The following is a 13,461-nucleotide window of genomic DNA, read 5'->3' on the forward strand; positions in this document are numbered from 1 at the left end:
GACTAATCCTCCAGTACCCAAGTATCTTTGGTGCCACCACCTTGTGAAGAGTTCACCACCAAAGAACCCTCCTTGAGGGCAACGCGGGTTAACCCTCCCGGAACCATCTTGATGGTTTTGCCAGAGAGCACAAAAGGTCGTAGATCAATATGGCGCGGGGCAATTCCAGACTCAACAAAGGTTGGACAGGTTGATAGAGATAGCGTCGGTTGAGCAATATATTGATCGGGATGTTGAATTAAGTTCGCTCGAAAGCGCTCAATTTCCTCTTTGGTGGATGCTGGACCTACCAGCATGCCATAGCCACCAGCGCCATGAGTTTCTTTGACGACCAGCTCATCAAGATGAGCCAAGCTGTAAGCCAGATCTTCGGCCTTGCGGCATTGATAAGTCGGTACATTGTTAAGAATCGGCTTTTCACCTAAGTAGAACTCAATCATTTGCGGCACATACGGATAAATGGATTTATCGTCCGCAATTCCAGTGCCAATCGCGTTGGCTAGAGTGATATTGCCCGCACGATAGGCATTGAGTAAGCCGGCTACGCCTAAAGCAGAATCGGATCGAAATGCTAAGGGATCTAAAAAGTCGTCATCAATGCGTCGATAGATTACATCGACCCGCTGAGGCCCTTGGGTGGTTCGCATGAACACTTCTTCATCTTTGACAAACAGGTCCTTACCTTCGACCAGTTCGACACCCATCTGTTGAGCAAGGTAAGTATGTTCAAAGTAGGCCGAGTTAAACATGCCTGGGGTGAGAACAACTACATTTGGTTTTTTTACTCCCTCTGGCTTAACGGATTTGAGGCATTCCAATAGAAGGTCGGGGTAGTGCTCCACGGGGGCAACTCGATAGCGTTGGAATAGATCGGGAAAGAGGCGCATCATCATTTTGCGATCCTCAACCATATAGGACACGCCAGATGGTACGCGCAGATTGTCCTCTAGGACATAAAACTCACCTGCGCCTGCACGCACAATATCAATCCCGGCGATTTGAGCATAAATATTCCGCGGTACATCGATATGGCGCATTTCCGGTCGATATTGAGCATTATTAAAAATCTGCTCCCCGGGAATAATCCCAGCTTTAATGATTGCTTCGTCGTGATAGACATCATGAATAAAGTGATTGAGTGCGGTCACGCGTTGCCGAAGTCCTGCTTCAAGCGTCGACCATTCTTCTGCTGTGAATATCCGTGGGACTTGGTCAAATGGAATAGTGCGCTCAGTCCCCAAATCATCACCATAGACTGCAAAGGTGATGCCAACCCGACGAAAGATGAGATCGGCCTCAGCCCGTTTAAGGGCCATCAGAGCATCACTTTGCTCAGTTAGCCATTGCTGAAAGATGGCGTAGTGGGGTCTAGCCGCACCATGCACATCAAACATTTCGTCAAACGGGGTTTTCATAGTCTTTACGGTATTACGCCGGAATGACAAATCATCCGTAAATTGGCATGGCTTGGTGCAAATATGCACCTAAATGGTGCAAGAAACAGGATTATGAGAGTTGACCGCGCACGATTCTGGCTTTTTCTCGCTCCCAGTCACGCTCTTTACTTGCCTCGCGCTTATCGTGTTGTTTCTTTCCGCGGGCAAGCCCAATTTCACATTTAACTCGACCCTTTGAGAAGTGCAAATTGAGCGGGACCAAGGTATAGCCTCGCTGCTCAACTTTGCCGATGAGTTTCCGAATCTCGCTCTCATTTAAGAGGAGCTTGCGGGTTCGGGTGGGGTCGGCATGAATATGAGTCGATGTCGAGGAGAGTGGACTGATGTGAGAACCAATCAAATAAATTTCAGCATTACGCACTACGACATACGCTTCCTTAATTTGCGCACGACCAGCACGAATTGCCTTAACCTCCCACCCTTCGAGGACAAGGCCCGCTTCATAGCGTTCTTCAATAAAATAATCAAAGAAGGCTTTTTTGTTATCGACGATACTCATGGTTTAGAGTTTTTATAGGTTCCACGGTTTCATTATGGCAGACGTCAATAAGACGGTTTTGATTGGTCAATCCGCTGACCGCATGTACAGCCTAGTAACGGATGTTGCGCGCTATCCAGAGTTTTTACCCTGGTGCGGCGGTGTGGATATTTATGAGCAAACCGAAACGGTTCTCGATGCCAAAATTAAGATCCACTTTAAAGGGATTGAGCAATTCTTTCATACGCGAAATGCCAACCATCGCCCTGATTCGATTGATATGCAATTTGTTGATGGTCCATTTAAAAAGTTCACTGGCCAGTGGCGCTTCATTCCCTTGCGCGATGATGCATGCAAGATTGAGTTCAATTTGCACTGGGAGTTCAAAAGTGCCATCTTGGATAAGATCATAGGCCCGGTGTTCTCCTACATCGCCAGCACCTTTGTGGATTGCTTTGTAAAGCGTGCGGAGCAACTCTATGGCCACTAAAGCGCAGACCATGGAAATACTTTTATGCGATGCGCGCCAGGATCCGCCATTACTTCAAATTCATCATCTTCCGTTAAAGGGTGTTACAAAGCCCACGGTGGGTTGGGCGCTTCAAAGCTTGGGCATTGCCAAAGATCAAGATGATCCAGTGATTAGCCGTAAGGGCTGCTATGGGGTATTTGGTAAGCGCAAGGATTGGAGTAGCCCGCTATATGCCGGCGACCGTTTAGAGCTCTATGCACCATTACGCATTGACCCTAAATTAGCCAGACGAAAGAAGGCCAATCGCGATAAAGATAGCCTTTTAAAGGCCAAAGCCATGCGCCGGCAAGCTGCGAAACCGAGACCTTAAAGGAGTCCTCGACCCAGAACCTTTATAATCGGATTTTGCGACTAGGGGTTTTGCATGCGACTCATACAAAAAGCACTGACCTTTGATGACGTGCTCCTTGTGCCGGCCTACTCGGCCGTCCTTCCTCGTGACACCAGTTTGGTCACCCAGTTAACTCGCGATATTACGATCAATATTCCCTTGGTATCGGCCGCGATGGATACGGTCACTGAGGGTAGGCTCGCGATTGCCATGGCAAGTGAGGGTGGTATCGGAATCATCCACAAAAATCTCAAGCCTGCCGAGCAGGCTAAAGAAGTGGCTAAAGTAAAACGTTTTGAGTCGGGGGTCCTGCGGGATCCCATCACCATTCCTCCAGAAATGACCGTGCGTCAGGTGATTGCTCTATCGAGGGAGCATGGCTTTTCAGGATTCCCCGTGCTGCAAGGAAAAACCGTAGTTGGCATCATCACCAACCGCGATCTTCGGTTCGAAGAGGATTTAGATGCAAGCGTGAAGACCAAGATGACCCCACGTGAGCGTCTTATCACCGTGAAGGAGGGCGCAAGCCTTGAGGAGGCCAAGCGCTTAATGAGTAAGCATCGCTTAGAGCGCGTACTCGTTGTGAACGATGCCTTCGAGTTACGCGGCTTAGTGACCGTTAAGGATATTCTGAAGGCGACCGAGCATCCCAATGCTGCTAAAGATGGTGAGGGTAAGTTGCGCGTTGGCGCTGCCGTCGGTGTGGGCCCGGATAACGATGAACGTGTTGAGCTGCTGGTGAAGGCCGGTGTTGATGTGATTGTGGTCGATACCGCACATGGCCATAGTCAAGGCGTTCTCGATCGTGTGAAATGGGTCAAGAAGCACTACCCTCAGGTTCAAGTGATTGGCGGCAATATAGCGACTGGCGAGGCTGCGAAAGCACTCGCAGACCATGGTGCTGATGGTGTAAAAGTCGGCATTGGTCCGGGCTCGATTTGCACCACTCGCATCGTGGCGGGCGTCGGGGTTCCACAAATTACGGCCGTGGTGAATGTTGCCAATGCGCTTAAGGGAAGCGGTATTCCATTAATTGCAGACGGCGGTGTGCGCTACTCAGGAGATGTTGCAAAAGCCCTTGCTGCGGGTGCCAATAGCGTCATGATGGGTGGCATGTTTGCTGGGACGGAAGAAGCCCCTGGTGAGGTCTTTTTATATCAAGGACGATCCTATAAGAGTTATCGTGGCATGGGTTCATTAGGCGCCATGGCCGATGGTGCTGCTGATCGCTACTTCCAGGAAGATATCAGCGCAGCCAATGCCGAGAAATTAGTCCCCGAGGGGATTGAGGGGCAGGTGCCTTACAAAGGAAGTGTCCTGAGTATCTTGCATCAACTGAGTGGTGGTATTCGTTCGTCGATGGGCTATTGTGGTTGCAAAACCATTGCGGAATTACATGAGAAGGCCAGTTTTGTGGAGATTACTTCTGCAGGCGTACGAGAGTCGCACGTCCATGATGTGAAGATCACGAAGGAAGCCCCTAACTATCACATTGACTAAGAGTCGCTTGGGCAAAACTGTGCACGATACGATTCTGATTCTGGATTTTGGTTCGCAAGTTACCCAATTGATCGCCCGCCGTGTGCGGGAGTCAAAAGTCTATTCTGAGATCTGGCCGTATGACTCGGATCCGGAACGAATCAAAACATTTGTTCAAGAGCGTCGCTGCAAAGGAATCATTCTTTCGGGTGGACCAAGTTCAGTGACGGAGCCCAATAGTCCTAGGGCCCCCGAAATTGTTTTCCAACTTAATGTTCCAGTTCTAGGTATTTGTTACGGCATGCAAACGATGGCCACCCAATTGGGCGGTCGGGTTGCTTCAGCCGAGTCTTTGGGAAAAGCACGTGAGTTTGGGTATGCCGAGGTGCGTGCCCGGGGCCATACGGATTTGCTAAATGGCATTGAGGACCATCGCACCGCCGAGGGACATGGAATTCTCAAAGTATGGATGAGTCATGGCGACTCAGTTACTGAGCTACCTCCAGGGTTTAAGTTAATGGCCTCGACGCCATCCTGCCCGATTGCAGGAATGGCCAATGAAGAAAAACATTTCTACGGCCTGCAATTTCATCCTGAGGTAACTCACACCTTAAAGGGCAAAGAGATCTTAAATCGTTTTGTACATGACATTTGCCAATGCCGAGCTGATTGGGTGATGGGTGACTACATTGCTGAAGCAGTAGCGAAGATCAAGGAGCAGGTCGGTAGTGATGAAGTTATTTTGGGTCTGTCGGGCGGCGTGGACTCCAGCGTGGCTGCAGCCCTGATTCATCGAGCCATTGGACCTCAACTAACGTGCGTATTTGTCGATCATGGCTTGCTGCGCCTTCATGAAGGCAAGATGGTGATGGATATGTTTGCCCGGAACTTAGGGGTCAAGGTGATTCATGTGGACGCCTCGCATGAGTTCCTGTCCCAGTTAAAGGGTGTGACCGATCCGGAGCAAAAGCGCAAAATCATCGGTAAAGAGTTTGTGGAGGTATTTCAGCGCGAGTCTGGCAAGATCAAAAATGCCAAGTGGCTTGCCCAGGGTACGATTTATCCGGATGTCATTGAGTCAGCAGGTCAGGGTAAAAATAGTGCCCACACCATTAAGAGCCATCACAATGTTGGTGGATTGCCTGAGGATATGCACCTCAAACTTCTTGAGCCATTACGAGAGTTATTTAAAGATGAAGTGCGAGCCTTGGGCGTTGAGCTAGGTTTGCCAAAAGAGATGGTCGATCGCCATCCCTTTCCGGGTCCGGGGCTGGGTGTCCGAATTTTGGGAGAGGTTAAATCCGAATTTGCCGATCTTTTGCGCAGAGCGGATGCCATCTTTATCGAAGAGCTTCGTAATACGATTGACCCCAGCACCCAGCAATCCTGGTACGCATTGACGAGTCAGGCATTTGCAGTCTTTTTGCCCGTGAAATCGGTTGGGGTCATGGGCGATGGACGTACCTATGAATACGTCGTTGCACTGCGCGCAGTCCAAACCCAAGACTTTATGACTGCGCATTGGGCACATCTGCCACACGAACTGCTTGGCAAAGTATCGAATCGCATCATTAATGAAGTGCGCGGTATCAATCGTGTGGTCTTTGACATCAGTGGGAAGCCACCCTCCACAATCGAGTGGGAATAGCTATTTGTCTTTAGGAGTTTGTATGAACCCCCTGCGTCGTCTGGTCATTAGTTCAGCTGCTTTAGCTCCCTTAGGTTGCGCAACCGCTACCTTTGACCGCGGAATTCCGGTAGCCGCTCCCAAAAAAATCCCCAGTGTGCGCTCACCCCAATTGGGCCAGGAGTGGACTTATCTGCAGTTCGATACATTCTCAAGTAAGTTACTCGATGTGGTGACCGAGCGTGTTGAAATTGTCGGGCCAGGAGTCACGATCTCCCGTAGCAATCAAGATGGTGCAACGCTTCCAAGTGAGATTCAATCGTCATGGGGAATGATTGCAACGGATCCGCATTGGGGCCGAATCTTGAACTATGGCCCCCCGATTCCTCTTTGGCCAGAGCAAATGCAGGCTAACTGGAGTAAACAATTTACAACGCGCTACTCGATTGCAGGTTATTCAGATAACTCATTTGGTTGGCAGCAGTATATGTATTGCGCTGGCTGGGAAAAGCTCAAGGTCCCGGCAGGAGAGTTCACCTGTTTGCGCTATCAGAACCTGATTAATTTTCAGAGTGATGATGCTAATAAACTGGATTGCATTCGCCATGAAATCATTTGGTTTGCTCCAGAGATTGGTCGTTGGGTCGCACGCGAATCCTCTGGTTCCTATCAAATCCAGGGCCAAATTGGTGCGGTATTACTCGAGAACAGCACAGCCTGGCAATTGCGTTCTTGGAAGTAACCCGTATGCTATTTAAATACCTTTCTTGGCGAAGCGTAGCCACTGTGATGGCTAGCTTGTTATTGACCGCATGCCTGGGTTCGGTATCGCATATCCCAAAGACTGAGATTGCACCCCCTCAATCAATCCACTTGGTTCGAGCACCAGCGGTAGGTCAGCAGTGGGTCTATGAAGTTCGCAATATTTTTAATGGCGAGTTGGTTGATATTTTGACCGAGACCGTGGTCTCAGTGAGCCCAAAAGTACAAATTGCCAGAGAGGGTAAAAAACTGGGTAAGTTACCCGATGAGATTCAAGAGCCTTGGGGAATGATTTTGCAAGATCCCCACTGGACCCCACCGCAACGATTTACTAAAGCTGTTCCACTCTGGCCACAAGAAATGAAGCCTGGCTGGTCTGGGTTTTATCGGACTCGCTATCAGGTAGTTGGATTTCCAGATAATGATTTTTACTGGGGCTTAACCATTCAAGCAAATGCTTGGAATCGAATTAAAACTCAGGCTGGTGAGTTTGATGCTCTCTATTATGTGAACACCGCAGATTATTTTGAGAGCGACGACTTCATGCGCTACGTCAATAATCGACGTGATCAAGTTTGGTTTGTCCCACAAATTGGACGCTGGGTGGTGCGTGAGAGTTTTGGTGAGTATCTCTGGCTGGGGATGGTCGGCTGGTCCCAGTCTATCAAGGAGGACTATCTACGCTGGGAACTAATTTCTTGGAAGTAAGTCCGGTTTATGTATTCCGTTAAAGAAATTTTTGCAACTTTGCAAGGTGAGGGAGCTCAGGCTGGGCGGGCCGCTGTATTTTGCCGATTTGCGGGTTGCAATCTGTGGTCTGGGCGTGAGGAAGATCGTTCATCTGCTATTTGCCAGTTCTGTGACACGGATTTTGTCGGAACCGACGGCATTGGGGGCGGTAAGTTCGTAAGCCCGGAGGAGCTTGCGCAGGCGATTGAAAATGCTTGGATTGACTCCATGGGAACGCGACTTTATCGCTATGTAGTGATGACCGGTGGAGAGCCTTTATTACAGCTCGATGAACCTTTAATTAAAGCCTTGCATGCCAAGCAGTTTGAGATCGCAATTGAAACGAATGGAACGATTGCGGTTCCCAAAGGGATTGACTGGGTTTGCTTAAGCCCTAAGGCTGGGGCTGATCTCATTGTGAAGCAGGCTCATGAAATTAAGTTGGTCGTTCCGCAAGCAGGGCATCAACCAATTGAATCCGTTTTGCATCGCTTTGAGGCAATGGACTTTCGCCACCGTTATATCCAGGCGATGGATGGACCAAATCTAAGCGACAATATGGCCTTTGCGATCCAACTGTGCCAAAAGTATCCACTATGGCGCTTAAGTGTGCAAACCCACAAGATGATTGGAATTCGGTAATGCAGCAACTTACGATAACTCGCCGCCTCGAATTTGATGCGGGCCATCGCATTCCCAATCATGGTGGGCAATGCCGCCACTTGCACGGCCATCGCTATGCAATCGAGTTAACCGTTGAAGGTCCTGTCCATGAAAGTCGCGGGCAGGCAGATGACGGTATGGTGATTGACTTTGGTGATATCAAACGCATTGCATTGACCCATTTGGTGGAGCCCTGGGATCATGCATTTTTGGTTGCCAAGCAGGACACCTTGCTACTGAACTTCCTCAAAAGCCTGCCTAACCATAAAACCGTCGTATTGGATGATGTGCCTACAGTTGAGAACCTGGTTAAGTTTGCTTTTGATCGTTTAGCACCAATTTTTGCAGCCGAGACCCAAGGAAAACTTTCCCTTTCTAGTGTGCGGCTCTATGAGACCCCCAATTGCTGGGCTGATTATCCTGTTCGAATGGCTTAAGGACTAATGGTATCGCCACAAGACGAATCGTTTATGCGTCTTGCCATCCTGCAAGCTCAAAAGGCTGCGGCGTGTAATGAGGTTCCGGTGGGTGCAGTCCTCGTGTTTGATGATCAAGTGATTGGTCATGGTTATAACCAGCCAATTGGCTTACATGATCCCAGTGCCCATGCTGAGATGATGGCAATTCGGGAGGCGGCAAAATCCCTTGAAAACTACCGAATTCCGCAATCAACCCTGTACGTGACATTGGAACCCTGCGCAATGTGCTGTGGAGCCATTCTTCATGCTAGAGTGAAACGTGTGGTGTTTGGTGCGGCCGATCCTAAAACAGGAATGGCTGGTAGCGTCGCCAACCTCTTTGACCTGAAAGCGATTAATCATCAAACAGACATTGAGGGCGGTGTGCTGGCGGATGAATGTGGCAATCTATTAAGAGAGTTTTTTAAACAACGACGTTCATGAAGATTCATTTAATTGCTCCGTCTGGCGCAAGTCCTGATATGCGTAGTCCAGAAGCCGGTTTACGCTGGCTCAAAGAGCAGGGCGTTGTGGTGCATAACGCGGCCTGTACTGAGCGTGTGCATGAGCGTTTTGCAGGTACCGATCACGAGCGCTTAGCGGAGATGAATGCGATTCCTACAGTTGATCCCAACGAGGTCGTCATGGCGGTTCGGGGTGGTTATGGACTTCATCGCTTGCTTGATGCAATTGCCTGGAAAGAGATAGCAATTTCAGTCAAACAGGGGTTGCAAATTTGTGGGCATAGCGATTTCACAGGATTTCATTTGGGGTTACTTGCTAAAACTGGGGCGATGAGTCTAGCTGGACCCATGCTCAATTATGATTTTGGGCCACTGAACGAGTATGGTGAGCCACAAACTCCAAGTGCTTTTACCTGGCGTCACTTTCAAACCGCGATTCAGTCGCGCCGCATGAGTGTGGCAGTGCCCGATCTTCAGCACTTTGCCGGTGAAGTTGATCTCTCCCAAAACATTCAGGGGATGTTGTGGGGCGGTAATCTCAGTATTCTCACTACCTTGCTAGGAACCGCCTATTTTCCAAGTACGAAGCAGATTCAGGGTGGGATTCTATTTCTTGAAGACGTGAATGAGCATCCCTATCGCATTGAGCGAATGCTCTTGCAGCTTCATGAAGCCGGGGTGCTTGCCAGTCAGCAGGCCATCATTTTGGGACACTTTAATCAATACCGCTTGTACGAAGTCGATCGTGGCTATCAATTAGATAGTGCGATTCGATACATTCGGGAGGGTTTGCCAAAGAAGATCCCGATTCTTACGGGGCTGCCATTTGGTCATGTGACCGATAAATTAACCCTACCTGTTGGTGCCCATGTCAACCTACAAGCGAGCTTAAAAGGATTTGTATTGGAAGGAAAATGGTAAAACGTGCACTGCAAGCAATTATCTCCAGCCTGATTTTTTTGGTATCCACACCACTCATGGCACTCGAAGAACCAAAATACACTGTAATTGAAAGCGCTGCTCCATTTGAGTTACGCCAATATGCGCCCATGATCATCGCCGAGGTTACTGTGGATGGGGATATGAGTGATGCGGGAAGCAAGGGGTTTCGCTTAATCGCTGGATATATTTTTGGTAAAAATCAAAGCAAAGCCAATCTATCGAACGATGCAAAATCAAATGAAAAGATTGCAATGACCGTTCCAGTCACCATGGAGCCTGCCAGTGAGAAGATTGCCATGACCGCACCAGTTACGATGGAAAACCAAGCGGGACCCAATCAATGGCGGATGTTCTTTGTGATGCCTAGTCAGTACACCTTAGCTACCTTGCCAACACCGCTAAGCCCTGAAGTTAAGCTCAAGGAGATTCCGGTGCAGCGGAAGGCCGTTATCAGTTTTACCGGGTTTAATTCGGAAGAAAAGACGCAAGAAAAGACTGCAGAACTCAGGGCTTGGATGAAATCGAAGAATCTAACCCCATTGGGTGAGCCACAATTGGCGCGTTACAACCCACCTTGGAGCATTCCTTTTCTGCGACGCAATGAGGTTATGCTGGACTACTAGTTTCTAAGTCAAACCTTGCGCCCGTATCCTCGCCCAAGACCCTTTGTAAGATTGGTAGGGCTCTTTCTAGAAAGGGCGCCAAGGTCCAAACCGGATTCATCACCCATACCCCACTCGCTTGAAGTCGCTTTTCACCAACCGAATGAGCGATACGTAACTCGGCTCTTAGCCATGGGCGTTGGAATTGCTCAGATAAAGTACGTAAACGTTTGATGAGTTGTTTGGACTCTGGGCGCTGTAAGACGGGATACCAAATCAGATAAGTACCGGTTGCAAATCGGTCTAAGGCCTCATGTAAGCTGGTTTCGACTGCTCGGTAATCAGATTTGAGCTCATACGATGGATCCATGAGGATCAAACCCCGACGGCTTGGTGGGGGTAGCAGAGACTTTAGGCATGTGAAACCATCGTGTTGGCGTACTTCAATCTGGGAGCGCTTATCTAGGCTTGCAATATTGGTTTGTAAAACACCAATATCACTTGGGTGAAGCTCAAACAATCGAAGGCGATCTTGAGAGCGTAGGAGATGCGCCATGATCAATGGAGAGCCAGGATAGACATCTAGCGCCCCTTTGGGATTGCAATCTACAATCACCTCTCGATAAGGCTTAAAGTCTGAGTTATCAAACTCCGGGCTTGCCCATAGACGATCGATTCCGCCTTGGGATTCTTGGCTAATTACCGCATAACCATCGCGCAGTGAATAGATACCTGCACCCGCATGGGTATCAATAAACATTACTGCCCCATCTTTTTCTTGCAGGTATTGCGCGCTATGTATCAGCACTAAGTGTTTTAAAACATCGGCATGATTACCCGCATGAAATGCGTGGCGATAACTAAACATTGGACTGCGGTTTATTTTGGCGCATTACAAACACCAGCAGTGTGATGAGGACAAGCGCGCTACCGAGGTGTTGTAAAAGTTGGTTGTGCGGAAAATCCAAAACCGTAGTTTGCAAAATATAGAGCTCCAAGATCCCCGCTACTGCAATGATCCGAGGAATGAGGCTAGTTGGGGTAAGGTATTGATACTTCACATGATTCATGAGGCGACTAGCAATCAGCCCACACCAGATACCGAGTGCGGATCCCACCAAAATATCCCCCGGCCAGTGGGCACCAACGGCACTGCGTGATATACCGGTCAGAGTAGCAATCACAAATAACACAAGCAATAAATTACGACGTGCTGGACTGGTGGAAAAAAATAAGGCGCTTGCTACCGAGAACACCGTGAGAGTATGACCAGAAGGGAGCGCATGTTGAAGTAAGGGGTTACCCAAAATCGTAAAACTGTTCTCTGCTAATACGCCTGCAGGTCTGGGTAAATTAATCAAGGGTTTTAAGATGAGACTAAGGATGGCTGCAAAGCCGCCAGCGAGCAGAGCGGCACAGAGCTGCCGAGGAGCAATGATGAGCAGGGGAAAGCATAAGGCAAACACTCCCCAACCATTGCCTAAGAATGTAAACCACGCCCACACCCAGTTTGGTAGGACTTGAGCAGCTTGATTCATCCACAAAAAGAGTTCAACTTCGTGCCCACTCAATACCAAGGTGAGCCAAAGGATGAGTGGCAAAAGTGGAACTGCCCAGGCACGACCCAGTGACATGGGCATCTTTATGACGCGCGGGCGCGATCAGCCGCAGTAATTTGCACAGCTAATTGCTCCATCACCTGGGACACCGAAATGGATTTCATGCACACATTATCTTGACACGGTGTCTTGCGATGGTTGGCTGCACTGACGCACGGTGAGCAGGCGAGGTTGGCAGTGATCGGAATGGAGTTACCGAGCGAACCGTATAGAGCCGGAGTCTCTGGTCCAAATAACACCACCGTATGCAAGGCAGTAACGGATGAGAAATGCCCAGGACCCGAATCATTGGTCACCATCGCATGCGCAAGCGTATAGAGAGCAGGGAGTTCAGAGAAACGAACATGGCCAGCAAAATTCAGAGCGCGCTTGACGTTGGCTGCCAAGCGTACACCCTCAACATAGGTATGCTCTGCAGGTGATCCGGTAATTAGGATTAAGTCTTCGGGATAGCGCTGATGAACTGCCATAATGAGTTCGGAGAAGCGTTCAGGAGCCCAACGCCGTTGAGGTAATAAATCACTAGCATTTGGATTAATCAAAATGATGCGCTGCTGGCCCACTTTGAATGGAATGAGAGCTTGCTGAGCTAAATTCTCAATCCGGATCTGCAAGTTTTGTTTGACACTAGGATCGATGACCGCCTGAGCGAGACGAATTTCATCATCGGTAATCGCAATTTTGCTAAATGGCAACTCTTCCCGCTCAGCAAATGCAGCGTATACCAAAGAAATAAAATTCTTGGCAATATGAATATGGGGGTTGTAATGCACCTTGCGTGTGAGCATGGTGCCACGCCATAAACCTTCACCATGAAAAATATCGTACCCGACCCGCCGTCTTGCGCCGCATAAACCCGTTAATAGGGCAGTAAAGCGCGAGAAGAGTTCTAAATCAATTACGGTATCAATGCGATGAATGCGGGCTTTGACTAAAAATCCAAAGGTATCAAGTGCCAACTTCCAAAGACTGGAGGAGTCAATCGTAAAAATATGTTTGGGGTTTACAGTGTTGAGTAAACCCAAGCTCGCCGCATTGCTTTTAAAGATTAAGAAGTAAATCTCCGCGCCATTTGCTTGTGCTTTACGCATGGCAGGATCCACCAAAATTGCACTACCCATCTCAGAGAGTTCAATAAATAGGAGTCGCTTAGGCGGGCCTGATTTTCTGAATGGTTTTGCAATCAAATCGAATAAAGCCACAATCGGACTGGCAAGAGCGCAAAGCGGGACACCCACCCAGTGATCAATGGTTCGCATTGCGTTAACGCTGATTGCCATTCTATTTTCCTAACAGTCGAAGACTGTATTTTATGCTG

At 48.9% G+C, this 13,461-nt stretch carries 16 protein-coding genes; 11 read left to right on the forward strand and 5 right to left on the reverse strand.

From position 1 onward, the window contains the following. Positions 1-2: 2 nt before the first annotated feature. Positions 3-1,415: a circularly permuted type 2 ATP-grasp protein gene (locus tag QUE64_RS03075; RefSeq protein ID WP_286225865.1), complete on the reverse strand. Its 1,413-nt coding sequence runs from the start codon at positions 1,413-1,415 to the stop codon at positions 3-5. A 91-nt stretch (positions 1,416-1,506) separates the two neighbouring features. Continuing rightward, the gene (smpB, locus tag QUE64_RS03080) at positions 1,507-1,956 is read right to left on the reverse strand and encodes an SsrA-binding protein SmpB (protein WP_286224350.1); all 450 of its coding nucleotides are present in this window, start codon (positions 1,954-1,956) and stop codon (positions 1,507-1,509) included. A 34-nt stretch (positions 1,957-1,990) separates the two neighbouring features. Between smpB and QUE64_RS03085 the strand changes: the two genes are divergently transcribed. Genes QUE64_RS03085 through QUE64_RS03135 form a run of 11 tightly spaced genes read left to right on the forward strand, consistent with a single transcriptional unit; the run spans position 1,991 to position 10,545 of the window. Continuing rightward, a complete protein-coding gene (locus tag QUE64_RS03085; protein ID WP_286224351.1) occupies positions 1,991-2,425 on the forward strand; it encodes a type II toxin-antitoxin system RatA family toxin in 435 nt (144 codons plus the stop codon). After that, positions 2,415-2,777 (forward strand): RnfH family protein, encoded by a 363-nt coding sequence (locus QUE64_RS03090; RefSeq protein ID WP_286225866.1) that lies wholly within the window; start codon positions 2,415-2,417, stop codon positions 2,775-2,777. The genes QUE64_RS03085 and QUE64_RS03090 overlap by 11 nt, the downstream gene beginning before the upstream one ends. 54 nt (positions 2,778-2,831) lie before the next feature. Next, positions 2,832-4,298, forward strand: a complete 1,467-nt coding sequence (gene guaB, locus QUE64_RS03095) for an IMP dehydrogenase (protein WP_286225867.1) — start codon at positions 2,832-2,834, stop codon at positions 4,296-4,298. Between the two features lie 19 nt (positions 4,299-4,317). Next, complete coding sequence (guaA, locus tag QUE64_RS03100; RefSeq protein ID WP_286226155.1) at positions 4,318-5,925, forward strand: glutamine-hydrolyzing GMP synthase; 1,608 nt, start codon at positions 4,318-4,320, stop codon at positions 5,923-5,925. Positions 5,926-5,947: 22 nt separating this feature from the next. Then, entirely contained in the window at positions 5,948-6,646 is a 699-nt protein-coding gene (locus QUE64_RS03105) for a hypothetical protein (protein WP_286225868.1), read from the forward strand. A 5-nt stretch (positions 6,647-6,651) separates the two neighbouring features. Beyond that, entirely contained in the window at positions 6,652-7,374 is a 723-nt protein-coding gene (locus tag QUE64_RS03110) for a hypothetical protein (protein ID WP_286225869.1), read from the forward strand. A 9-nt stretch (positions 7,375-7,383) separates the two neighbouring features. Beyond that, on the forward strand, positions 7,384-8,037 hold the full coding sequence (queE, locus tag QUE64_RS03115) for a 7-carboxy-7-deazaguanine synthase (protein WP_286225870.1): 654 nt from the start codon (positions 7,384-7,386) through the stop codon (positions 8,035-8,037). Then, positions 8,037-8,495 (forward strand): 6-pyruvoyl trahydropterin synthase family protein, encoded by a 459-nt coding sequence (locus QUE64_RS03120; protein ID WP_286225871.1) that lies wholly within the window; start codon positions 8,037-8,039, stop codon positions 8,493-8,495. Before queE ends, QUE64_RS03120 begins: the two co-directional genes overlap by 1 nt. A 6-nt stretch (positions 8,496-8,501) precedes the next feature. Next, positions 8,502-8,960: a tRNA adenosine(34) deaminase TadA gene (gene tadA / locus QUE64_RS03125; RefSeq protein ID WP_286225872.1), complete on the forward strand. Its 459-nt coding sequence runs from the start codon at positions 8,502-8,504 to the stop codon at positions 8,958-8,960. Further along, positions 8,957-9,901 carry an LD-carboxypeptidase gene (locus QUE64_RS03130; protein ID WP_286225873.1) on the forward strand — a complete coding sequence of 315 codons (945 nt, stop codon included), beginning with the start codon at positions 8,957-8,959 and terminating at the stop codon, positions 9,899-9,901. Before tadA ends, QUE64_RS03130 begins: the two co-directional genes overlap by 4 nt. Beyond that, a complete protein-coding gene (locus tag QUE64_RS03135) occupies positions 9,895-10,545 on the forward strand; it encodes an SOUL family heme-binding protein (RefSeq protein WP_286225875.1) in 651 nt (216 codons plus the stop codon). The genes QUE64_RS03130 and QUE64_RS03135 overlap by 7 nt, the downstream gene beginning before the upstream one ends. Here QUE64_RS03135 and QUE64_RS03140 read toward each other — a convergent pair. The 3 genes from QUE64_RS03140 to QUE64_RS03150 are packed head-to-tail and all read right to left on the reverse strand — an operon-like array spanning position 10,529 to position 13,423. Continuing rightward, on the reverse strand, positions 10,529-11,392 hold the full coding sequence (locus QUE64_RS03140; RefSeq protein WP_286225876.1) for a 23S rRNA (adenine(2030)-N(6))-methyltransferase RlmJ: 864 nt from the start codon (positions 11,390-11,392) through the stop codon (positions 10,529-10,531). The genes QUE64_RS03135 and QUE64_RS03140 overlap by 17 nt on opposite strands. Beyond that, a complete protein-coding gene (locus tag QUE64_RS03145; protein ID WP_286225877.1) occupies positions 11,385-12,158 on the reverse strand; it encodes a phosphatase PAP2 family protein in 774 nt (257 codons plus the stop codon). The genes QUE64_RS03140 and QUE64_RS03145 overlap by 8 nt, the downstream gene beginning before the upstream one ends. Before the next feature lie 8 nt (positions 12,159-12,166). Then, positions 12,167-13,423: a glycosyltransferase family 9 protein gene (locus QUE64_RS03150; protein ID WP_286225878.1), complete on the reverse strand. Its 1,257-nt coding sequence runs from the start codon at positions 13,421-13,423 to the stop codon at positions 12,167-12,169. Positions 13,424-13,461 lie beyond the last annotated feature (38 nt).

Source organism: Polynucleobacter sp. HIN7, assembly GCF_030297595.1.
Classification (GTDB): Bacteria; Pseudomonadota; Gammaproteobacteria; order Burkholderiales; family Burkholderiaceae; genus Polynucleobacter.

Coding starts and splice junctions, on each gene's coding strand:
- QUE64_RS03120 (WP_286225871.1), top strand. CDS start 8,037: ATGCAGCAACTTACGATAACTCGCCGCCTCGAATTTGATGCGGGCCAT.
- QUE64_RS03150 (WP_286225878.1), bottom strand. CDS start 13,423: ATGGCAATCAGCGTTAACGCAATGCGAACCATTGATCACTGGGTGGGT.
- tadA (WP_286225872.1), top strand. CDS start 8,502: ATGGTATCGCCACAAGACGAATCGTTTATGCGTCTTGCCATCCTGCAA.
- QUE64_RS03130 (WP_286225873.1), top strand. CDS start 8,957: ATGAAGATTCATTTAATTGCTCCGTCTGGCGCAAGTCCTGATATGCGT.
- QUE64_RS03140 (WP_286225876.1), bottom strand. CDS start 11,392: ATGTTTAGTTATCGCCACGCATTTCATGCGGGTAATCATGCCGATGTT.
- queE (WP_286225870.1), top strand. CDS start 7,384: ATGTATTCCGTTAAAGAAATTTTTGCAACTTTGCAAGGTGAGGGAGCT.
- QUE64_RS03085 (WP_286224351.1), top strand. CDS start 1,991: ATGGCAGACGTCAATAAGACGGTTTTGATTGGTCAATCCGCTGACCGC.
- QUE64_RS03090 (WP_286225866.1), top strand. CDS start 2,415: ATGGCCACTAAAGCGCAGACCATGGAAATACTTTTATGCGATGCGCGC.
- smpB (WP_286224350.1), bottom strand. CDS start 1,956: ATGAGTATCGTCGATAACAAAAAAGCCTTCTTTGATTATTTTATTGAA.
- QUE64_RS03110 (WP_286225869.1), top strand. CDS start 6,652: ATGCTATTTAAATACCTTTCTTGGCGAAGCGTAGCCACTGTGATGGCT.
- QUE64_RS03075 (WP_286225865.1), bottom strand. CDS start 1,415: ATGAAAACCCCGTTTGACGAAATGTTTGATGTGCATGGTGCGGCTAGA.
- QUE64_RS03105 (WP_286225868.1), top strand. CDS start 5,948: ATGAACCCCCTGCGTCGTCTGGTCATTAGTTCAGCTGCTTTAGCTCCC.
- QUE64_RS03145 (WP_286225877.1), bottom strand. CDS start 12,158: ATGTCACTGGGTCGTGCCTGGGCAGTTCCACTTTTGCCACTCATCCTT.
- guaB (WP_286225867.1), top strand. CDS start 2,832: ATGCGACTCATACAAAAAGCACTGACCTTTGATGACGTGCTCCTTGTG.
- QUE64_RS03135 (WP_286225875.1), top strand. CDS start 9,895: ATGGTAAAACGTGCACTGCAAGCAATTATCTCCAGCCTGATTTTTTTG.